The sequence below is a fragment of the Phenylobacterium sp. genome, from assembly GCF_031412415.1.
GTDB lineage: Bacteria > Pseudomonadota > Alphaproteobacteria > Caulobacterales > Caulobacteraceae > Phenylobacterium.
On the sequence record NZ_JANOCX010000382.1, the window covers coordinates 1 to 20613 of the forward strand.

General features: G+C 69.6%; 21 protein-coding genes, 1 tRNA gene and 1 riboswitch. Of the genes, 8 read left to right on the top strand and 14 right to left on the bottom strand.

The window, feature by feature from the left end; translation table 11 throughout:
* Window positions 1–527: serine hydrolase (locus tag RMO04_RS18030; RefSeq protein WP_309646149.1), on the bottom strand; the 527-nt coding region annotated here is incomplete at its 3' end.
* A 106-nt stretch (window positions 528–633) separates the two neighbouring features.
* Here RMO04_RS18030 and RMO04_RS18035 point away from each other — a divergent pair.
* From RMO04_RS18035 to RMO04_RS18050, 4 genes are all read left to right on the top strand, one after another.
* Window positions 634–1515 (top strand): LysR family transcriptional regulator, encoded by an 882-nt coding sequence (locus tag RMO04_RS18035; RefSeq protein ID WP_309646150.1) that lies wholly within the window; start codon window positions 634–636, stop codon window positions 1513–1515.
* A gap of 117 nt (window positions 1516–1632) precedes the next feature.
* Entirely contained in the window at window positions 1633–2598 is a 966-nt protein-coding gene (locus RMO04_RS18040; protein ID WP_309646151.1) for a CsgG/HfaB family protein, read from the top strand.
* A 67-nt stretch (window positions 2599–2665) separates the two neighbouring features.
* Window positions 2666–3163, top strand: a complete 498-nt coding sequence (locus RMO04_RS18045; RefSeq protein ID WP_309646152.1) for a pyridoxamine 5'-phosphate oxidase family protein — start codon at window positions 2666–2668, stop codon at window positions 3161–3163.
* A gap of 378 nt (window positions 3164–3541) precedes the next feature.
* Entirely contained in the window at window positions 3542–4204 is a 663-nt protein-coding gene (locus RMO04_RS18050) for a Crp/Fnr family transcriptional regulator (protein ID WP_309646153.1), read from the top strand.
* Here RMO04_RS18050 and RMO04_RS18055 read toward each other — a convergent pair.
* The 11 genes from RMO04_RS18055 to RMO04_RS18105 are packed head-to-tail and all read right to left on the bottom strand — an operon-like array spanning window position 4201 to window position 15262.
* Window positions 4201–4965 carry a sensor histidine kinase gene (locus tag RMO04_RS18055; RefSeq protein WP_309646154.1) on the bottom strand — a complete coding sequence of 255 codons (765 nt, stop codon included), beginning with the start codon at window positions 4963–4965 and terminating at the stop codon, window positions 4201–4203. The two genes, RMO04_RS18050 and RMO04_RS18055, sit on opposite strands and share 4 nt — an antisense overlap.
* Window positions 4952–5734, bottom strand: a complete 783-nt coding sequence (gene cobS, locus RMO04_RS18060) for an adenosylcobinamide-GDP ribazoletransferase (RefSeq protein ID WP_309646155.1) — start codon at window positions 5732–5734, stop codon at window positions 4952–4954. The genes RMO04_RS18055 and cobS overlap by 14 nt, the downstream gene beginning before the upstream one ends.
* A gap of 1 nt (window position 5735) precedes the next feature.
* A complete protein-coding gene (cobT, locus tag RMO04_RS18065; protein ID WP_309646156.1) occupies window positions 5736–6761 on the bottom strand; it encodes a nicotinate-nucleotide--dimethylbenzimidazole phosphoribosyltransferase in 1026 nt (341 codons plus the stop codon).
* A gap of 5 nt (window positions 6762–6766) precedes the next feature.
* Entirely contained in the window at window positions 6767–8233 is a 1467-nt protein-coding gene (locus tag RMO04_RS18070) for a cobyric acid synthase (RefSeq protein WP_309646157.1), read from the bottom strand.
* Window positions 8221–9150: an adenosylcobinamide-phosphate synthase CbiB gene (gene cbiB / locus RMO04_RS18075; protein ID WP_309646158.1), complete on the bottom strand. Its 930-nt coding sequence runs from the start codon at window positions 9148–9150 to the stop codon at window positions 8221–8223. Before cbiB ends, RMO04_RS18070 begins: the two co-directional genes overlap by 13 nt.
* Window positions 9140–9916: an ABC transporter ATP-binding protein gene (locus RMO04_RS18080; protein ID WP_309646159.1), complete on the bottom strand. Its 777-nt coding sequence runs from the start codon at window positions 9914–9916 to the stop codon at window positions 9140–9142. The genes cbiB and RMO04_RS18080 overlap by 11 nt, the downstream gene beginning before the upstream one ends.
* A complete protein-coding gene (locus tag RMO04_RS18085; protein WP_309646160.1) occupies window positions 9913–10890 on the bottom strand; it encodes an iron ABC transporter permease in 978 nt (325 codons plus the stop codon). Before RMO04_RS18085 ends, RMO04_RS18080 begins: the two co-directional genes overlap by 4 nt.
* On the bottom strand, window positions 10887–11744 hold the full coding sequence (locus tag RMO04_RS18090; protein WP_309646161.1) for an ABC transporter substrate-binding protein: 858 nt from the start codon (window positions 11742–11744) through the stop codon (window positions 10887–10889). The genes RMO04_RS18085 and RMO04_RS18090 overlap by 4 nt, the downstream gene beginning before the upstream one ends.
* Window positions 11745–11749: 5 nt before the next feature.
* Complete coding sequence (gene cobO, locus RMO04_RS18095; RefSeq protein WP_309646162.1) at window positions 11750–12364, bottom strand: cob(I)yrinic acid a,c-diamide adenosyltransferase; 615 nt, start codon at window positions 12362–12364, stop codon at window positions 11750–11752.
* A complete protein-coding gene (locus RMO04_RS18100) occupies window positions 12361–13344 on the bottom strand; it encodes an aminotransferase class I/II-fold pyridoxal phosphate-dependent enzyme (protein WP_309646163.1) in 984 nt (327 codons plus the stop codon). The genes cobO and RMO04_RS18100 overlap by 4 nt, the downstream gene beginning before the upstream one ends.
* Window positions 13325–15262, bottom strand: coding sequence for a TonB-dependent receptor domain-containing protein (locus tag RMO04_RS18105; RefSeq protein WP_309646164.1), 1938 nt, complete (start codon window positions 15260–15262; stop codon window positions 13325–13327). Before RMO04_RS18105 ends, RMO04_RS18100 begins: the two co-directional genes overlap by 20 nt.
* 104 nt (window positions 15263–15366) lie before the next feature.
* Window positions 15367–15571, bottom strand: a riboswitch (cobalamin riboswitch).
* A gap of 28 nt (window positions 15572–15599) precedes the next feature.
* Between RMO04_RS18105 and cobU the strand changes: the two genes are divergently transcribed.
* On the top strand, window positions 15600–16109 hold the full coding sequence (cobU, locus tag RMO04_RS18110) for a bifunctional adenosylcobinamide kinase/adenosylcobinamide-phosphate guanylyltransferase (RefSeq protein WP_309646165.1): 510 nt from the start codon (window positions 15600–15602) through the stop codon (window positions 16107–16109).
* A 180-nt stretch (window positions 16110–16289) separates the two neighbouring features.
* Complete coding sequence (locus tag RMO04_RS18115; protein WP_309646166.1) at window positions 16290–17066, top strand: PEPxxWA-CTERM sorting domain-containing protein; 777 nt, start codon at window positions 16290–16292, stop codon at window positions 17064–17066.
* 67 nt (window positions 17067–17133) lie between these two features.
* Here RMO04_RS18115 and RMO04_RS18120 read toward each other — a convergent pair whose 3' ends face one another.
* Window positions 17134–18096: a PAS domain-containing protein gene (locus RMO04_RS18120; protein ID WP_309646167.1), complete on the bottom strand. Its 963-nt coding sequence runs from the start codon at window positions 18094–18096 to the stop codon at window positions 17134–17136.
* 288 nt (window positions 18097–18384) lie between these two features.
* Between RMO04_RS18120 and RMO04_RS18125 the strand changes: the two genes are divergently transcribed.
* Window positions 18385–19707 (top strand): cytochrome P450, encoded by a 1323-nt coding sequence (locus RMO04_RS18125; RefSeq protein ID WP_309646168.1) that lies wholly within the window; start codon window positions 18385–18387, stop codon window positions 19705–19707.
* Window positions 19708–19748: 41 nt separating this feature from the next.
* On the opposite strand, the gene RMO04_RS18130 is transcribed toward RMO04_RS18125, so the two are convergent.
* Window positions 19749–19823 (bottom strand) — tRNA-Gly (locus RMO04_RS18130).
* Window positions 19824–19964: 141 nt separating this feature from the next.
* Here RMO04_RS18130 and RMO04_RS18135 point away from each other — a divergent pair.
* Window positions 19965–20582: an acyltransferase gene (locus RMO04_RS18135; RefSeq protein WP_309646169.1), complete on the top strand. Its 618-nt coding sequence runs from the start codon at window positions 19965–19967 to the stop codon at window positions 20580–20582.
* Window positions 20583–20613 lie beyond the last annotated feature (31 nt).

The window sequence follows — 20613 nt, forward strand, 5'->3', positions numbered from 1 at the left end:
CGCGGGTCACCCGGCGCCGACTCGCTCATCGCGGTCTCCCAGCGGTCGAGACGGGTGACCTGATCGCCGATGGACCGACACCAGGCGGTGAAGCCCTTGGGCCCGCCGAGATCCTTCAGCAGCAGATTGGCGGCGGTGTTGTCGCTGAGCGTCACCGTCCCCTCGCAGAGCGCGGCCAGGGTCATGCCCGGCGCCCCGACGTGGTCCTTGGTGGCGGGGGAGTGCTCGACCAGGTCCGACGCGGAAAAGACGACACGGCGCCCTAGCTGGTCTTTGCCTCGATCGACCCGCGTCAGGACTTGGGCGGCCGCCAGGGCCTTGAAGGTGCTGCACATGGGGAAGCGTTCATCCCCCCGCCAAGCCAGGCGCGCCCCGGTCGCGATATCGATCACCGCCACGCCCAGCCGCCCGGTGCTGCGCGCTTCCAGCGCTTCGAATTCCTTGATGAACCTGGCCTGGGCGTGCGCCAAGGCCGGCAAGGCGGCGGCCGCGCCAGCCAGCGCCAGGGTGAAGTCTCGACGTCTCATGTTCTATCCTCTTGCTGTTGGCGTCGACAGATTGAGAGCTGGCGCGGCCGTCCACAAACGATGATAGATCGGCGCTGACCCTAGAAAAATTTGGGAGTCGATACCCATGTCCCGCGGCCACCTGCCACTGAACGCCTTGCGCGCCTTCGAGGCGTCCGCGCGACATCTGAGCTTCACGCGGGCCGGGCTGGAGCTGTCCGTCACCCAGGCCGCGGTGAGCCACCAGGTGAAGGGGCTGGAGGAACGGCTCGGAGTGGCGCTGTTCCGTCGCCTGCCGCGCGGCCTGGCGTTGACCGACGAGGGCGTTTTCCTGCTGCCGGTGTTGCGCGACTCCTTCGACCGGGTCGGCGAGGTCATGGCCCGGTTCGAGGCGGGCCGGGTGCGCGAGGTGCTGACCGTCGGCGTGGTGGGCACGTTCGCGGTGGGCTGGTTGCTGCCGAGGCTGGCCGCGTTCCACGAGGCCCATCCGTTCATCGACCTGCGGATCGCCACCAACAACAATCGCGTCGACCTGGCCGGCGAGGGCCTGGATTGCGCCATTCGGTTCGGCGACGGCGCCTGGCATGGGACGGAGGCCGTGCGGCTGGCGCCGGCCCCGCTGACGCCGCTGTGCGACCCCGCCACCGCCGAGCGGTTGGAAGGTCCCGCGTCGCTGGCCGCCGAGACCTTGCTGCGGTCCTATCGCGCCGACGACTGGCCCGCCTGGTTCGCCGCCGCCGGCCTGCCCTGCCCGCCGATCCGAGGACCGGTCTTCGACTCCTCGTTCGTGATGGCGGAAGCCGCCGCCCAGGGCCTCGGCGTGGCGCTGGCGCCGGCCTCGATGTTCGAGCGCGATCTGGCCTCGGGCCGACTGGTCGCGCCGTTCATCCTGGCGTCAGGTTTCGGCCACTACTGGTTAAGCTGGCTGAAGTCGAAGGAGCCGACGACGACGATGCGGGCCTTCGAGGGGTGGCTTGGCGCGAGCCTGTCGTCCGGGGTCGGATCGTGAGGCCGCGATATACCTGAACGGGTCGCGACAATACGCGGCTCCAGAGAAGCAGTACGATTGATCGGCGTTACCTGGCGGACTAATCTCGCGCCAACGCAAGAATCCAAGAGGGGCAAGATGCGCAAGACCTTTACGACAACACTGGCCATGAGCCTTGTCGCCACGCTCGCAATTTCGACCCCCGCGAGCGCGCAGTTCGGCATGGACAAGAAAGGCCCGAAGAACGCAGCGACCCCCGAGCTGCCGCGGTGCGACCGTCCGCTGGGCACGGCGGCGGTTCAGGAGCCCGAGAACCGCTGGTGGACCGAACTTGGCCTTTCCAATCCCGAAGCCCTGCTGAAGCTGTTCGCGGCGCACTCCAACTGCCTGCGCATCGTCGATCGCGGCGGCGGGCTGGCCATGCGCAACCAGGAGGCCGCGCTGGGCGGCTCCGGCGATCTGCGCCGCGGCTCGAACATCGGCAAGGGCCAGGTTGCCTCGGCCGACTACTTCATCATTCCCGACATCGCAAATTCCGACTCGAACACCGGCGGCGCGGCGATCGGCGCCATCGCGGGCTCGCTCCTGCCCGGCGGCTTCGGCGCCCTGGCCGGCGGCCTGCGCACCAAGAAGGCAGAGGCCCAGGCGCTTATCACCCTGGTCGACGCGCGGACCACCGAGCAGGTCTATGTGGCCGAGGGCGTGGCCAAGAAGACCGACATCAGCTTCGGCGGCGGCGGCGGCGGCTTCGGCACCACCGGCTTCGGCGCGGCGGCGGGCGGCGGCTACGCCAACACCGACATCGGCAAGGTGATCACGGCGGCCTATTTCAACGCCTTCATCGACCTGATCCGCCACATGCAGCAGGGCCAGGTGGCCACCGGCGCCCAGGCCTCGGCCAACGCCGGCAGCCAAGCCTATACCGCCAAGTCGGCGGTGGTGCTGCGCAAGGCCGCCTCGCCGCAGGCCGCGGCGGTTCGCACCTTCGCCCCGGGCGAGCTGGTCTATCCCACCGGCCAGAAGAACGGCATCTGGTGGGAAGTGGACGACGAGAACGGCAACCGCGGCTGGGTCTCCTCGGCCTTCATCACCGCGCGCAACTAGGCATAGCTCGGAACGCCTTGGCGGCTCCTGGGTTGAGGTCATAGCGAACCTCAACCCAGGAGCTGACATGAGTATCGACATGAGCGACCGGGTCGCCGTTGAGCGGCGGCTGTGGGATGAAATCGAACGCCATCAGATCGGCATGCTGGGCGTCGTCGGACGCCTGGCCCACCACACCCAGCCGATGACCGCCTTCGTCGAACGCGAGGGCGAGGAGATCTGGTTCTTCACGCGGTCCGACAGCGACCTGGCCCAGCACGTCGGCGCCGGGCACAAGGCGATGTTCGTGTTCCAGCAGCGTGACGTTCAGGCCTGCATCTGCGGCCAGCTCACCCTGCAGCACGACCAGGGTCGCATCGACAAGTACTGGAACGCCGTGGTCGCCGCCTGGTATCCGCAGGGCAAGGCCGACCCCAAGCTCACCCTGCTGCGGATGGCCTGCGAGGACGCCGACGTCTGGATATCGCAGGGCGGGCCGGTGCGGTTCGCCTGGGAGATCGCCGTGGCCAACGCCACGCATCACACGCCGCACCTGTCGGGCCGAGCCAACCTGCAATTCCACTGAGCGCGGGGGCCTCGCCTCGAAACATCGAGCCGATTATGCGACGCATCGTCGCGCTGAAAGTCGAGAGATCGCTAGAGCAAGAAGAGCATCGAAGTCTGGCGCATCCGAATTCAGCGTCGCAGATATACTTGCGTCGACTTGTCGACATATACGCGAGGCGTTTTCAACGGCGAGCTCTTCGCTGCACTTGCGCGCTCGACCTTGTTTAGACGAAATCTGCTTCGCACTTGTGTCGAGTTCTCGACAGTCTTTCCGCGATGTCATCGATAACTTGCAACGTGAGCCGCATGGCTGCGTTCCGATTCCCCGCTGCAAAGGCCCCTGATCTCGGTGCAAAATCGTCTGCTCTCGGCCCTCCCCCCCGAAGACTACAGGCTGGTGGCGCCCCACCTTACCCACGTGGACCTGGAACGAGGCCGTCTGCTCTATGAGCCGGGCGACCGGATCGACACGATCTATTTCCCGCATGACGGGGTCATCTCCTTGATGACCCTGATGGAGAACGGTGCGGCGATTGAAAGCGCCACGATCGGTCGCGAAGGGGCCCTGGGCCTGATGGGCGCGGTGTCGCCCCGGCAGTCGCTGTCGCGCGCCATCGTCCAGACCCCTACGCGCGCGGCGAGGATCGGAGCCAGCCAACTTCACGAGGCCTGGGAGAAGAGCGCCAAGATCCGCGAGCTGATCGACATGCACACGGAGGCCCTGTTCGGCCACGCCGTGCAGTCGGTGGCCTGTAACGCGCTGCACTCGGTCGAGGCGCGGTTCTGCCGCTGGCTGCTGACCTGCCACGACCGCATCGCCAGTGACACGGTGGCGCTGACTCAGGAGTTCCTGGCCGACATGCTGGGCGTGCAGCGCACGACGGTGACCGCCGTCGCTCGCGCCTTGCTGGAGAAGGGTTACATCCGATATCGCCGGGGCGTGGTGGACATCATCAGTCGCGAAGGCCTCGAGGCCGTCTCATGCGAGTGCTACGACGTCGTCCGCCGCAACTATGAGCGCCTGCTGCCGCAACCGAAGGTCGATCAGGCTCGGGGTTAGAGTGAAAACACCAGGCGAGCGGCGACGCCGGAGCGGCAATCGAGGGTGAATTCGCCACGGACCTGGGCGGCGAGGCTGCGGACAAACCATAGCCCGAAACGGTCACGGCCGGCCGGCGAGGCCGGGTCGAAACCGCAGCCGTCATCCACCACGGTAAGCTCGCAACGGTCACCCTCCAGGCGGCGCAGGCCGATCTGGATGACGCCCGCGCGACCATCGGGATAGCCATGGGCGAGCGCGTTGCCGACCAGTTCCTGAGCGATGAGGGCAAGCGTCGAGGCGGCCTGGTCGGTGGCTCGCAGCGGTTCGCAGGAGAGGCGAATCTCCGCGGGCCGCGCGCCCTGCCGCCGCTGCCAGACCGGGGTCATGTCGGCGAGATAGGCGGTGAAGTCGACCGTCCCGTCGATGCGATGACGCTCCAGGGCGCCGAGAGAGCCGATGGCGTCGGCCATCCAGATCAGTTGGCGGCGCGCCTCCGGTTCCATGGCCCGTTGGCCACGCATGCGCGCCAGGGCCGACATCAACTGGAAGGTGTTGGCCATACGGTGGCGCATTTCGGACGCCCCCTGTGTATCGGCCTGCTCGTCGCTCATCGCGGTCAACGCCCCCCAGCGTTTGAAAGCAGACTCAGTAATACCCGTTCGCGGCGGCTGGTCGGTCGCCGAGATGACAGTTGTCGCAGGAATTGGCTCTGATCGCCGAATTTTTATCTGGTGAAGGTTGAACAACTCGCCTCTGACGAGAATTTCAGCCGCCGCCATCCGACCGCGCGATCAGCGCCAGGGCCGCCGAGACGCCCACCAGGAAACCGATCTCGAAGACCTGCTCGATCGCGCCCAGCACGTCTCCCGTGTACCCGCCGACCAGCCGACGCGCCGCAAGCGCCAGGGGCAGGACCAGCAGGGCGCCTAGCGCCAGGCCGTGGAACACGACGCCGTCGGGCGAAATCGCCAGGGGCAGGCCGGCGAACACCACCGCGGTCAACACCTCGCCCAGCGACAGGCCAACGGGGGCGGGCTTCCACTTGGACGCACGCGGGGCGCCGACATAGGGCAGCAGGCGCATGACCAGGACCGCCGCGCCGCGACCCGCGCCGTGGGCAGCGATCAGGGCCCAGGCGCCCAGGACCGGCGGCATGAGCGCGAGCGCCGCGGCCTTGAGGGCCAGGCCGAGGCCCAGGGCCAGGGCGCCGTACGTCCCGATCCGGCTGTCCTTCATGATCGCCAGGCGCTTGGCGCGGTCGGCTCCGCCGCCCAGGCCGTCGGCGGTGTCGGCCAGGCCGTCCTCGTGGAAGGCGCCGGTGATCAACACCCCCGCCGCGATGGCCAGCAGGGCGGGAAGCCAGCCGCTCCAGACCTGCGAGGCCGCCCAGAACACCACGGCGCAGGCGGCGCCGATGAAGAGGCCCACCAGCGGAAAATACCGTGCGGCGCGCGAAATCCAGTCCGCCTCGAACCCCTTCAGCGTCGGGACCGGCAGCCGGGTCAGGAATTGGACGGCGCAGAGGAAGAGCAGGAGCTGGCGCGGCATGTCAGAGCCGCCCGGCCAGGACGTCGTCGAGGCTGGCGACATCGCTCAGCAGGGCCGCGGCGGCGCGGACCAGCGGCAGGGCCAGCAGGGCGCCGGCGCCCTCCCCCAATCGCAGGCCGAGGTCGAGCAGGGGCTGAGCGTTCGCCGCCGCGAGCACGGCCGCATGGCCTGGCTCGGCGGAGCGGTGGGCCCAGATGCAATAGTCGGCGGCGGCGGGCGCCAGGCGGATGGCGGCCAGGGCCGCGGCGCCGCAGATGAAGCCGTCGACCAGCACCGGACGCCGCGCCGCCGCCGCGCCCAGGATCGCGCCGGCCATCATGACGATCTCCAGGCCGGCGAACTGAGCCAGGACCTCGCGCGGGTCGGTGGCGTCGGTGCGCGCGGCGGCCTGTTCCAGGACGGCGAGCTTGCGCGCCAGGCCCGCGGCGTCGTGCCCGGCGCCCGGTCCGACGCACTGGGCGATCGGCGCGGGGGCCAGGCGGTGGACCAGGAGGGCGGCGGAGGCCGAGTTGCCGATCCCCATCTCGCCCAGCAGAAGGATGTCGAACCCCTCGACGGCCGCCTCCCGAGCGATGGCCGCGCCGCGCGCCAGGGCGGAGTCGACCTCCTCGGCCGACAGCGCGGGGCCCAGGGCGGCGTTGCGCGAGCCCTTGCGGACCTTGGCGAGGATGAGGGCGGGATGCGGGGCGAGGTCGGCGGCCACGCCGGCGTCGACCACCCGCAGTACCGCGCCGGCCACGCGGGCGAAGGCGTTGGCGCTGGCCTTGCCCGACAGCAGGGTCGCGACCATGGCCAGCGTGACCGCCGAGGGATAGGCCGAGACACCGGACTCGGTCAGGCCGTGGTCGCCCGCGAAGACCAGCAACACGGCGCGCGTGGCGTTGGGGCTCGCCGTCCCTCCGACCAGCGCCAGTTGCACCGCCAGCTCCTCGATCCGGCCCAGGGCGCCCAGCGGCTTGGCCTTGCCGTCGATCAGGGCGCGCAGCGCGGGCTCCTGGCTCCGATCGAGAGGGACGATGTCGGGCAAGGGGGTCAGGGTCGTCTCTCCAGGCCGGCGATGGCGGCAAGCCGCTCGATATCGAACGCCTGCTCCAGGGCCAAGGCGATCTCGTCCAGGGCGGCGTCGACACGGGCGTTCTCGTCGATCCCGTCGGAGACCGCGCCCAAGGTCGCCAGCAGGGCGGTTCGCGCCGCGCCCAGGCCAAACAGGCCGTGGACATAGGCGCCCATCACACGGCCGTCGGCGGAGATCGCGCCGTCCGCCGTCCCGTCATCGCGGATCACCAGGGGACGGGCGAGGTCCGGCCCCTCGGTGCGGCCGACGTGGATCTCATAGCCCTCGAACCGGCTGCCGCCGATGAGGCGCCCGGTGGTCAGCGTCAGCACCTTGTCGGCGGTCAATGTGGTCGCGACGTCCAACAGACCCAGACCCGGCGCCTGACCGGGCGGCCCCTCGACCCCCAGCGGATCTGCGATGGCGCGCCCCAGCATCTGGAATCCGCCGCACACGCCCAGCACCCGGCCGCCGCGCCGGACATGGGCGGCGAGGTCGATGTCCCAGCCCTGGGCGCGCAGGAAGGCCAGGTCGGCGAGGGTCGCCTTCGTGCCTGGCAGGATCACCAGGTCGGCGTCGCCCGGCAGTGGGGTTCCGGGCGGGACAAAGGCGAAGTCCACCTCCGGCTCCGTGCGCAGGGGGTCGAACTCGTCGAAGTTGGCGATGCGCGACAGCATGGGAACGACGATCTTCACCCGACGTCGCTCGCCAGGCGTCAGGCGGTCCAGCACCACGGCGTCCTCGGCCGGCAGGCGCCGGGCGGCGGCGAGCCACGGGGCCATGCCGCAGTCGGCCCAGCTGGTGCGGCGCACGATCTCGGTTCGACCCTCGTCGAACAGGCTGGGATCGCCGCGGAACTTGTTGATCACGAAGCCCGCGATCATGTCGCGGTCCTGCGGGTCCAGCACGGCGTGGGCGCCCACCAGGGCGGCGATCACGTGGCCCCGGTCGATATCGCCCACCAGGACGACCGGGACACCGGCGGCGCGGGCGAAGCCCATGTTGGCGATGTCGCCGGCCCGGAGGTTGGTTTCGGCCGGGCTGCCGGCGCCCTCGACGATCACCAGGTCACTCTCGGCTTGCAGGATGCGGAAGCTGTCGACCACCATGTCCAGCAGGCCGGCCTTGCGATCCTGGTAGGCTCGCGCCTGCCACGTCCCCGCCATCTGGCCGCGCACGATAAGCTGGGCGCCGACATCGCTCTGGGGCTTCAGCAGCACGGGGTTCATGTGGACGGTGGCGGGCGTGCGGCAGGCGATGGCCTGCAGCGCCTGGGCGCGGCCGATCTCGCCGCCGTCCACCGTGACCGCGGCGTTGTTGGACATGTTCTGCGGCTTGAACGGCCTGACCGTGAGGCCGCGATTGGCGAAGAGGCGGCACAGCCCCGCGACCAGCACCGACTTGCCGACGTCGGAGCCGCAGCCCTGGATCATCAGCGCAGCCATGGGAAGCCTCCAAGGGCGAGCAGCGCGGCGGCGAGGCCGCAGGCGCGCAGATAGAGCCCAAGCCCCCGCCTCAGGTCCAGGGGAGTCGGCGACGGTCCGTCTCCGAAGGATGGGCGCTGGTGGAGGACGCCGTCATAGGTCGCCGGACCGCCCAGCTTCACGGCCAACGCCCCGGCCATGGCCGCCTCGGGCCAGCCGGCGTTGGGCGAGGCATGCTTGGGGGCGTCGCGCAGCATGGTCGCCCAGCCGCGACCGGCGACCAGGGCGAACAGGGCGCCGGCGATCCGCGCCGGGATCAGGTTCAGCAGGTCGTCGGTCCGCGCCGCCGCCCAGCCGAAGTGGCGATAGGGCGCTTCCAGATGGCCGATGACGCTGTCGGCGGTGTTGACCGTCTTGTAGACGAACAACCCCGTCAGGCCGCCCGCCAGGAACCAGAACAAGGGCGCGATCACGCCGTCGTTGAAGCTCTCGGCCAGGCTCTCCAGGGCGGCCGTGGCGATCCCTTCGCGGTCGAGCGCGGCGGTGTCACGGCCGACGATCATGCCGACGGCTGTGCGGGCGGCGTCGAGGTCGTCGGCGTCAAGCGCCCGGCGGACCGTCGCCACATGATCGTGCAGGCTCCGCGCGGCGAGGCCCAGGGACCCGATCAAGGCCGCGACGATCAGGCCCCATCCGGCCAGCCAGCGGTCCAAAGCGCATCCGGCGACCCCCGCCGCGCCCGCGACGACCAGCAAGGTCGCGACGCCCGCCAGCCGCCGGGCTACGCCGCTTCCCCGGTTCAGCGTCTGGTCCAGCTGTCGCAACGCCCAGCCGATCCAGGCGACGGGATGGGGGACGACGGCATGCAGCCGAGCTGGATAGCCCACCACCGCCTCAACAGCGGCCGCGCCCAGCACCAGCCAGGGATCAGCGGCCACGACCGACGATCTCGATGAGCGGTCCCGAGGCGCCGGTCACATAGCGCGCCTCGATATCGTAGGCCGCCGAGAGGACGTCGGGCGACAAGGCCGCGTCGGGCGGGCCATCGGCCAGGATCTCGCCCCCCGCCATCACCACGATCCGGTCGGCGATGCGGGCGGCCAGCGACAGGTCGTGCAGGGTCAGGACCACGCCCCGGCCCTGTTCGTGGGCCATGGCGCGGAACAGGGCGCCCGCATCGAGCTGATGGCCGGGGTCGAGGCCCGTCAGGGGCTCGTCGGCCAGCAGCCATTCGGGGTCGCCGGCCAGGGCGCGGGCGATCAGCACCCGGCCCCGCTCGCCGCCCGAGAGGGTGGTGACGTCGCGCTCGGCCAATGCCTCGAGGCCGGCGGCGGCCATTGCGCGGTCGATGGCGGCGGCGTCCTCCAGGGACAGGCCGCGGGAGCCGATGAAGGGGGTGCGGCCCAGCCCCACCAGGATGCGGGCCTCCACCGCCCAGGCGATCTCCGGCGTCTGGGGGATGAAGCCGATACGGCGGGCGCGGGCGCGCGGCGGCATCGACAGCACATCGACATCATCCAGGCGGACGTGGCCGGACAGAGGCTTTCGCAGTCCGGCGAGACAGGCCAACAGAGTCGACTTGCCCGCGCCGTTGGGGCCGAGGATGGCGGTGACCGTGCCGGCCTCGAAGGTCGCGGTGACCTTGTCGACCGCCAGCCTGTCGCCCAGGCGAACGCTGACGTCGTGGGCGCCGAGCGTGCTCATGCGATCCTCTTTCGCAAGGAGAGCAGTAGGGCGAAGAAGAAGGGGCCGCCCAGCACAGCCATGGCGACGCCCAGCTTCACTTCCCCCGCGGCCGGCGTCAGGCGCACGGCGACGTCGGCGGCGAGCACCAGGACCGCCCCGCCGATGGCGCTGGGCAGCAGCAACCCGCCCGGCCGCGCGCCGACCAGGGGCCGCAGCAGATGAGGAACGATCAGGCCGACGAAGCCGATGACCCCAGTGACGGCGACGCTGGCCCCGGCGGTCAGGGCCACGCCCACGGCCAGCAGCCAGCGGGTGGCGGTCATGTTGATCCCGAGCGAACGGGCGCCCGTCTCGCCCAGGGTCAGCGCGTCGAGGCCCCGGCCGATCAGCAGCAGCAGGCCGCAACCGACGACGATCAGCGGCAGGGCCATCTGGACCTCGCCCACGCTGCGGTCGGCCAACGACCCCATCAGCCAGTTGACGATCTCGTTCACCGCCCAGGGGTTGGGGGCGAGGCTGAGCGCAAGGGCGACGCCGGCTCCGGCCACGGTCTGCAGGATCACGCCGGCCAGGATGAAGGTGACGATGCTGGAGGCCTGTCCCGACAGCGCCAGCAGCAGGAAGACCGCGATGAAGGCGCCGATCATGGCCGCCGTGGCGATCACCCAGGGCTGCGAGGCGCCGGCCCCGAGATAGAGGGTGAGCACCGCGCCCAACGCCGCCATGGACGACACGCCGAGAGCGCCGGGATCGGCCAGGGGGTTGCGGGTGTAGCCCTGCATGGCCGCGCCCGACATGCCGAGCGCCGCTCCGACCGCTATGGCCAGGATGGTGCGCGGCAGGCGCAGTTCGAAGACGATCGCCCAATGGGGGTCGCTGGGGTCGGTCCAGTCGCTGAACGGAACCCAGACCCGGCCCGCGGCCATGCTGACGAAGGCGAGCAGGACGCTCAGCGCCAGCAGGGCGATCCGGGTGGCTGTGCGACGGCTCATGCCCGCCCTCCCCTCGCCCGCGCCTCGAGGGCGGCGACCCGGGCCTTGGCCAGCATGGCCGCGGTCTGGATCAGCACGGGTCCGCCACAGAAGGTGAGCTGCTGAGGGAAGCTCGCCCGGTGCATCCGGTGGGCCACGCGCGACAGCGCCGGATGGGTCAGGACCCGGTCGGCCCAGGTGGGCGCCCCGGACTTGACCTCGCCGGCCAGCAGCACGTCGGGCGGATCGGCCACCAGGTGTTCCAGCGGCACGTTGCCGGTGCGCTTGAGACCGTAGCGGGAGGCGGCGTTCTCGAAACCCGCCCGGCGCATCATCTCGTCCATCAAGGTGCCTTGGGCCGAGGCGAAGCCGCCGGCCTGGTAGATCAGGGCGCTCAATCTCGGCGTGCCCGGCGGTGGCGCGGCGGCGGCCAAGGCGGCCTCGATATGGGCGACCAGCGCCTCGCCCCGTGCGGGGCGGTGGATGGCGCGGGCGACCTGGCGGACCTGTTTCAGACTGGCGGCCACGGTCTCGGGCACATCGAACAGTTCGGCCCGAACGCCGAGCCGCCGCAGCGCCTCGCGGGTGGCCGGCGAGGAATGGCGGGCGCTGAGCACCAGGTCGGGCCGTAGGGCCAGGACCTCCTCAGCGGTCTCATAGGTGAAGGGAAAGGTCGCACCCAAGGCGCCGAGGCTGGAGCTGGCGGGCTCGTGCGAATAGTGGCTGAGGGCCGCGATCTGGGAGCGGTCGGCCACATGGACCAGGATGACGTCCAGGCACGGATTTAGCGAGACGATCCGGCGCGGCGCCGCCCTGCCGGCCCCGCCAAGCGAGACGGCCGCCCCGGCGGCGAGCGCCGACCTTCTGGTCAGCATCCAGCTCAAAAGTCGATCCCACGCTGGGCCTTGATCCCCTGGTCGAAGGGATGCTTGACCAGGGTCATCTCGGTGACGAGGTCGGCGATGGCCAGGAGCTGCGGCTTGGCGTTGCGGCCGGTGATGACCACGTGCTTGTCGCGCGGTCGGGCCTGCAGGTCGGTGACCACCTGGTCGATGTCGAGATAGTCGTAGCGCAGGGCGATGTTCAGCTCATCGAACAGGACGAGATCGAGGGCGGGGTCGGCCAGCATCTCCAGGGACATGGTCCAGGCCGCTTCCGCCGCGGCGATGTCCTGGGCGCGGTCCTGGGTGTCCCAGGTGAAGCCCTGGCCCATCACCTCGTAGCGGACATCCTCGGGGAAGCGCTTGAAGAACTGGCGCTCGCCGGTGATCCACTTGCCCTTGATGTATTGAACGATGCCCACCTTCTGGCCCCAGCCCAAGGCGCGGGCGACCATGCCGAAGGCCGCCGTCGACTTGCCCTTGCCGTCGCCGGTGTGAACCAGTAGCAGGCCCGGCGCCTCATCGGTCTTGGTGGCCATCAGGGCCTCGCGCTCCGCCTTCAGCGCTTTCATGGCTTCGCGGTGGGCGGCGTTCTTGTCGTCTTCGGCGGTCATAGGGCCTCCAGCGCCGCGGCGAGCCGCGGCCAGGTCTTGGGCAGACCGAACCTGAGCCAGGTCGGCTGTTCGGGAAAGGGGCGGGTCAAGACGCCTTGTTCGGCCAGGCGGGCGAACCTGGACTGGGCGTCGGGCGAGGCCGTCAGGCGGAAGAGCGACGTCCCGCCCAGAACCTCGAAGCCTGCGGCCGTCAGCATGCGGTCCAGGCGCGCGGAGTCGCGGAACAGACGCCGAAACGTGCGTTCACGCCAGGCGGCGTCGGCGTAGGCGGAGGTTCCGGCGGCGATGGCCTCGGCCGAGACAGGCCAGTCGCCGAACTGGGCCGAGACGCGGGCCGCCAGGCCCGGCTCGGCGACGATGAAGCCGAGGCGCACGCCGGCCAGGCCGTAGAACTTGCCGAACGACCGCAGGACGATCAGGCGACCCCCGGCCCGCGTCGCGACGCTGAGCTCGGGCGCGGTCTCGACGAAGGATTCGTCGACGATCATCCAGCGATCCCCGGCGGCGATGTCGTCGCGCCGGGCGCCGTCGGGATTGTTCGGATTGACCACCACCACCGCCTCGGCGGCCGTGGCGGCGATCTGGTCGGCGCATATCGTCTCGACCCGCGCCCCGGCCAGGCGCCAGGCCTCGGCGTGACCCCCATAGGTGGGCGAGACCACGGCGACCGACCGCGCCCCCAGCAGACGCGGAAGGGCGCGCAATCCGGCCTCAGCGCCCGGCACGGCGGCGACCCGGTCGGGGGAGACCCCGAAGGCCCGCGCCGCGGCGGCCTCCAGGGCCGCGACCGCTTCGGGATCGGGCAGACGGGCAAGCTCGACCGGGGTGGCCCGCGCCCCCTTCCAGGGGCGCGGGTTGATCCCCGTCGACAGATCCAGCCACGGCCCCGGCGCGTTCGGAAACGCGAGCGTCGCCGCGGCCAACCGGCCGCCGTGGCGGAGGAAGACCTCCAGGCCGGGATCAGAACCGGGCGCGGACACCGACATAGGCTCCTCGCCCGACGGCGCCGTAGTTGCGCGTGGTCTCGTACTCGTCGTCGAAGGCGTTCTCGACACGGCCATAGACCTCGAAGGTCTCGTTCACGGGGTAGGCCGCCCGCAGATCCAGCAGGGTGTGGCTTTGCAGGACATAGGTGTTGGCGGCGCTGTCGAAGCTGTCGCCGACATAGCCGATCGCGGCGCTGAGCGAGGCGTCGTTGGCCCAGGTGTAGGTCGCCTGGACATTGGCCTGATGGTCGGGCCGTCGGGCCAGTTGTTTGCCGCGGTTCACGTTGCCGGGCGACGTGTTCTCGGTGTCCGTCCAGGTGTAGTTCGCCGAAAGCCGCAGCGGACCCAGGTCGGCCGAGCCCTCCAGCTCGATCCCGTGAGCCTTGGTGCGCGCGGTGTTGGAGTAGGCGCCGAAGCGCCGCACCCCATTCAGGACACACAGCGGATTGGTGCTGGTCCCCGTGCAGGACAGGAAGTCGATCTGGTTCTGCGTCTCGCGCTGGAACCAGGTGGCGCGCAGCATGAACCGTTCGGCCAGGTGCTGTTCGATCCCGGCGTCCCAGCCGTCGGCCTCCTCGGCGTCAAGCGCCAGGTTCCCGTACTCGCTGTAGAGCTGATAGAGGGTCGGGGCCTTGAAGCCCTGGCCGAAACTGGCGCGCAGGACGGTGGCGCCCTCGTTCAACGACCAGGCCGCGGCGACCTGGCCCAGGGTCTTGACGCCGAAGGTGTCGTGGCTGTCGCGGCGCAGGCCGGCGGTCAGGGTCAGGCCGTCGACGACTTCGCCCTGCACCTGGGCGTAGACCCCGTCGATCCCGGCCTTGCCGCGGATGGGCGTCGGATTGGGGGCGAAGGCGCTGGGCGAGGCCGAGGTCATCTCGGCGTCCTCGGTCTCCCCGCCGAAGGTGGCGGTCCAGGCCTCATTGATCGCCCAGACGCCCTGGTACTCCCAGCGCTTGTTCACGCCCCGGGCGTCGAAGGTCACCGGGGTGACAGCCTGGTCCGGGTTGAAGTTCCGGCGGTCGGTGCGGGTGTAGGCGTAGGCGACTCGGTTCTTCACGGCGCCGAGGTCGAAGTTGACCGCCGCGTAGCCGACGAAGTCCTCTGTAGCGCCATATTCGCGCGTGTCGTTGAAGCTGAAGGCGGGCGCGGGGAAGCCGTCGAAACTGTTCTCGCCCTTGGAATAGACGGCGCGCAGGTCGAGCGAGATCGCGTCGGTGGCGCGGATCTCGGCGCGGCCACTGAGGCCGGTGTGCTTATAGCCGTCCTTCTCCTTGCCGAGACGATAGGCCGAGATGCCGTCTGTCTCGTAGCGCCCGGCGGCCAGGCGCCAGGAGACGCGTTGGGTCTTTCCGCCCAGGGCGGCGCGGGCGTAGGTGGCGTTCATCGAACCGCCCTCCAGCATGACCGAGCCTTCTAAGGGTTCGGCGGCCTGGGCGGACACGATGTTGACCACCCCGCCGATGGCCTGGCTGCCCCAAAGGGTCGATTGCGCGCCGCGCAGGATCTCGATGCGGTCGATGTCGCCCGAGAGCAGGTTGGCGAAGTTGTAGCCTCCGCCGGCCGTGGAAGGGTCGTTGAGCTTCACGCCGTCGATCACGACCATCGTCTGGTCGGTCTCGGCGCCGCGGATGCGGACCGAGGTCGAGCCGCCGACCCCGCCGTTGCGGGAGAAGCTGACTCCCGGCGTCTGGGCCAGCAAGGTGGAGACGTCGACGACCTGACTGGATTGGATGTCCTGGCCGGTCAGCAGGGTCAGGCTCTGGCCGACGCGGTCGGCCGCCTGCGGCGAGCGGTTGGCGGTGATCACCAGTTCGCCCACGCTGGCGACGGCGATGGGCGTCGAGACCTGGGCCAGGGCTTGGGTGGACAGACCGCACAGGAGCGCGGTGGTGGAGAGCAATAGGGCCTTCATTCGGGATTCCCCCTGACACGTGACGACGAGCCCGCGCTTGCACGCGGGCCAACGGACGCCGTCTCTCGGGAAAACTCCCCGTTCGCGCGGTCCCACCGACCGTACGAAGGACGACCGCGTCAGGCAGGTCTCCTGGCTCACGGGTCACAGCCGGTGCGCGTCGCCTTCCCAGACACCGGCCTTTTCAGACCATCGTCCAGTGGCTAATGACGCGCGGGCTCGCCGCTTACAGTTGCGGGGGCAGCCCAGGTTTCACACCTGAGTTCCCTATTAATCCCCTCGCGGGGAACCTGTCGCGGGGCCGGGATAGGCTCTGCCGCGCGGAGCGTCAATCGTCATGAGCCTGACTTTCGTCCTGGGCGGCGCCCGATCGGGCAAGACCTCGTATGCCCTTACGCAAGCCGGAAATCAGCCCGCTCAGCGGCGCGTGATGGTCGCCACGGCGGAGGCCTTGGACGCCGAAATGGCCGACCGGATCGCCCGCCATCGGGCCGAGCGCGGCGCCGATTGGGTGACGGTGGAGGCGCCGCGCGACCTGGTCGGGGCGGTGGGAGACCTGGCCGCCGGCGACGTGGCCGTGGTCGACTGCCTGACCCTCTGGCTGACCAATGTGATGCTGGACGGCGTCGAGCCGGGCCCAGCGGTCGCCGCCCTAGCGGACGCCATGGGGGCCAGTCCCGCAGAGCTGTTCGTGATCTCCAACGAGGTCGGCCAGGGCATCGTGCCCGACAACGCGCTCGCCCGCCGGTTCCGCGACGAGGCGGGATGGATGCATCAGGCCGTGGCCGCGGCCGCCGAGCGCGTGGTGATGGTGGTGGCGGGGCTGCCTGTCGTCTTGAAGGGCTGACTCAAAAAATTCACTCGGCCAGCGTGCGAGTCGGGTTGACCCCGCAACATGGTTAACGAGAAGTGACCGCAACTGTCACGTGTCCGGACTCGGCGCGGCGATGGCGACGTTCGCACGATGGATCTCGGGGGCGGGCGAGCGGACGTTTCAGCATCAGCGACACACACAAGGGGCAATCCAGTGACCACTCGCGTTCTTTCATTCATTGCAGCACTCGCCGGGGCGGCGTTCCTGGCCGGCCAAGCCCAGGCTTCGGACAATTTCGACGGTCCGGTGGCCACCGGTGCGACCCAGGCGCCGAACACCTGGTACACCGACCGCTACGCACCGGCCGCCTTCGACGGCGGCGTCGCGTTTGACGGGCGCCAGGTCCTGGAAGTCGACATCAGCTCGGCTGACAGCGGCGACAATCGTCCGGGCTCGTTCAGCGGCGCGTTCTACAACACCCAGGGCCGCAAGCTCGACCTCGCGACCGGCACCACGGCCATGAGCATCGACCTGTACATCAACAGCGATTGGGCCAATGAAAACCGTCGCGTGGCGGGCTTCTGGGGCACGGGCTTCGACGCCGGCGACGCGGTCAGTTCCTATCCGATCATCTCGTTCCACGGCGTGGACGGGTTCCAGGGCTGGGACGGCGCGAACTACGTCAACTTCGGCGTCCCCACCGGCTTCGCCTATGGGACCTGGGCGACGCTCAGCATCTCGTTGCAAGGCTCCAACTGGCTGTATCAGGTCGGCGACAAGTCGCTGTCCGTCGCCGCCGGGGGCACCACCGACATCGCCAATGTGATCCTGCAGGGCCACAACACCCAGCAGGGCGCCGACTACAGCATCCGCTGGGACAACCTGGTGACCGGGGTTCCCGAACCCACCACCTGGGCCATGATGATCGTGGGCTTCGGCCTCAGCGGCGCCATGCTGCGCCGCCGCCGTACCGCGGCGATCCTGGCCTAGCCAGCGAAGCCATCCAGATCGACGAGCCCCGGACGCCTCGCGGCGTCCGGGGTTTTTCTTGGGTCAACTAGAGTCGGACCAGCAGCTCGAACCGCAGCCCGTCAGGCGTCCAGTCGAAATCGGCGCGTCCCCCGAGCTGCTTGGCGAGATCGGCGATCAGCTTTGAGCCGAAGCCGCGCCGGCTGGGCGGTTGAACCACGGGTCCGCCGGTCTCGCGCCAGCTCAGGCGCAGGCCATCGGCGTCGGTCAGGCTCCAGGTCACCTCGACCTCGCCGGTCTCGGTGCTGAACGCACCGTACTTGCTGGCGTTGGTGGCCAGTTCGTGGACGACCATGCTGAAGGGCTGCACCCGCTCCGGCGGCAACAGGACCGCGTCGCCCTCCAGGCGCCAGGCTTCGGCCTTACCGACGGTGGCGAGCTCCTCGGCCAGGATGTCGGCCACCAGGGCGCCTTCCCAGCGGCGGCTGGCCAGCGATCCCTGGGCGCGGGCCAGGGCGTTGATCCGGCCCATGACGATCTGCTTGTAGCCCGCGAGGTCGCCGGCGCGCGTCAGGTGCAGGATCGACTGCACCACCGCCAGCATGTTGCGCGCCCGATGATCGACCTCGCGCATCAGCAGCTCGCGCGCCGCCTCGTTGCGCTTGCGGTCGGTGATGTCGGTCAGGGTGACGGCGATCCCGCCGCCCTGCATGGGCGCGATGCGCAGCTCCACCACGCGGTCGGGGCGCAGGCGCGACGGGGTTTCGAACACCGTGGTCTCGCCGCCGGCCATGGCCGCGGCGCAGGCGCGGTCGAACGGCGTGCCGCGCCCCTGCGGGAAGACATCCCACATGACCTTGCCCAGCAGGTCCGAGGCCGACACCCCGAAATACCGCTCCGCCGCGCGATTGAAGAGGACGTACCGCCACTCGTGATCCAGGGCGTAGAAGCCGTCGCTGACGCTCTCCAGCACCGCGGCCAGACGCGCCTCGGTCTGGCTCGGCCCAGGTTCGCCGCCTGCTGGTGGCGATATCGGCTCCTCGCGACCCATCGTGCTCCCCTCGCGCGCCATCCTAGGGACGTCGAGCGCGCATCGACAGCCCCCTGATGCGCGCCCGGGACCGTCAAGCGTCGAGAGGCGGCCGCGGTTCCGGCGCCCTCGACAAGCTTTTGGCGATGGAGCGGGCGATGGGATCGGAGCGGAGTTGCTCGCCGCGGCGACCGTCACACGCGACCAAAATGACGCTCCCGTCACGACAGGCCTTGTTGAACGCGGTTCAGGCGGCGAGATGTAGAGACAACAGGTGTTCAGAAGCCTGGCTCAAGGGAGATCACCGCGATGAGCGAGAGCGCCACTCAGGAAGCCCGGACGGCCGACACCGTCGGCGACGACGTCTATTCCCTACCGATCGAAAGCCTGAACGTGGCGCGCTCGTCGCTGTTTCAGGCTGACGCCATGTGGCCCTACTTCGAGCGTCTTCGGGCTGAGGATCCCGTCCATTGGACACCGGCCAGCGACTTCGAGCCCCATTGGGCGGTCACCCGCTACAACGACATCATGGAAGTCGACACCAATCACGAGGTCTTCTCCTCGGAAGGCGGCATCAGCCTGGGTCCCAGCGAAGAGATGATCGCCAAGCTGGTGGCCAGCGGCGCGCAGATGACCGGCGGCCCCTTCGGCGGACCCAGCGGCGGCCCGACCATGTTCATCGCCATGGACCCGCCCAGGCATGACGAACAACGCAAGACCGTCAGCCCGGCGGTCGCGCCGCACAACCTGACGGTGATGGAGCCGCTGATCCGCGAACGCGCCGGGGCGATCCTCGACAGCCTGCCGATCGGCGAGCCGTTCGACTGGGTCGATAAGGTCTCGATGGAACTCACGGCCATGACGCTGGCCACCCTGTTCGGCATGCCGCAGGAAGATCGCCGCAAGCTGACCCGCTGGTCCGACACGGTGATGTCGCGCCCGGGCGACGGCATCGTGGAGACCTGGGAAGAGAAGCGCGCCGAGATGAGCGCCTATGCCGGCTATTTCCTGAACCTGTGGGCCGAGCGCAAGGTCAACCCGATCGACGGGGACATGGTCTCCATGCTGGCGCACGGCGAAGCCACCAAGGACATGAATCAGTTCGAGTATCTCGGGAACATCATCCTGCTGACGATCGGCGGCAACGACACCACCCGCAACACGATCTCCGGCTCGATCTACGCGCTGAACCAGTTCCCCAACCAGTACGACAAACTGCGGGCCAATCCGGACCTCGTCGCCTCGATGGTGTCGGAAACCATCCGCTGGCAGACCCCGCTGGCCCACATGAAGCGCACGGCGACGCAGGACTACGTGCTGGGCGGCAAGACCATCAAGAAGGGCGACACCGTCGTCATGTGGTACGTCTCGGGCAATCGGGACGACACGGTCATAGAGCGGCCCAACGACTTCATCATCGACCGTCCTCGGCCCCGCCAGCACCTGTCCTTCGGGTTCGGCATCCACCGCTGCGTGGGCAACCGGCTGGCCGAGCTGCAGCTGAAGATCATCTGGGAAGAGATCCTCAAGCGCTTCCCCGAAATCCAGGTGCTCGAGGCGCCGCAGCGGGTCCCGTCGACCTTCGTGAAGGGCTACAAGAGCATGCAGGTCGTCATTCCGCGAAGGCTCTGAGGGCGACGGAAACCGGCTCGCGAGGGGTTTGAGCCAAGTCATGGAGCGGGCGATGGGATTCGAACCCACGACATTCAGCTTGGGAAGCTGACGCTCTACCCCTGAGCTACGCCCGCGCGCCCCTTGCGGGGTGGCGGTTCTCTAGCCGCTCCGTCCTGGCGGCTCAAGCGGCTTCCGACGATCGCTCCCCCCCCTCGCCATCTGGCGCGACCCACGGTCTAGTGCGGCGGCTGTTCAACGAGCCCGGACCCCGCGCCATGCCCCTCGAGAAAGTCGCCCCCGGAAGCGTGCTGGAGCTGGAGAGCGAACCGGGCGGGCGGGTGGTGGTCAACGGGACGAACTGCACGTTGCGGGTCGGCAAGAACGTCCGGCTGGACGCCGCGGTGCTGATCTACAAGGAGGCGGCGAACGCGGTCATCGAGATCGGCGACGACTGCGTGATCGACGGGATCATCCGCATCGTCCGGGGCGACGGCGGGGTCATCCGGATCGGGGCGCAGACCACCTTCAACCAGGTCGGGGTCTCGATGCACGAGGCCGGGACGATCACCTTCGGACGCGACTGCATGCTGTCGACCGACATCCATATGGACGTCAGCGACATGCATCCGATCTTCGACCGGTCGACGGGCGAGCGGCTGAACCCGGCGCAGGATATCACCCTGGGCGACCATGTCTGGCTGAGCACGCGAGTGCTGGTGCTGAAGGGCGCGCGGATCGGGTCGGGGACGATCGTGGGCGCGGGGTCGATGGTGAGCGGCGCCTTGCCGCAGAACGTCCTGGCCGTGGGATCGCCCGCGCGGGTGGTGCGCGAGAACGTGGTCTGGACACGGACCATGGACGGCCAGCCGGACCTGCACCCGCCGCCGGCCTGAGGCGGCGCTTGGCTGTCGCCACGGCAGCGGT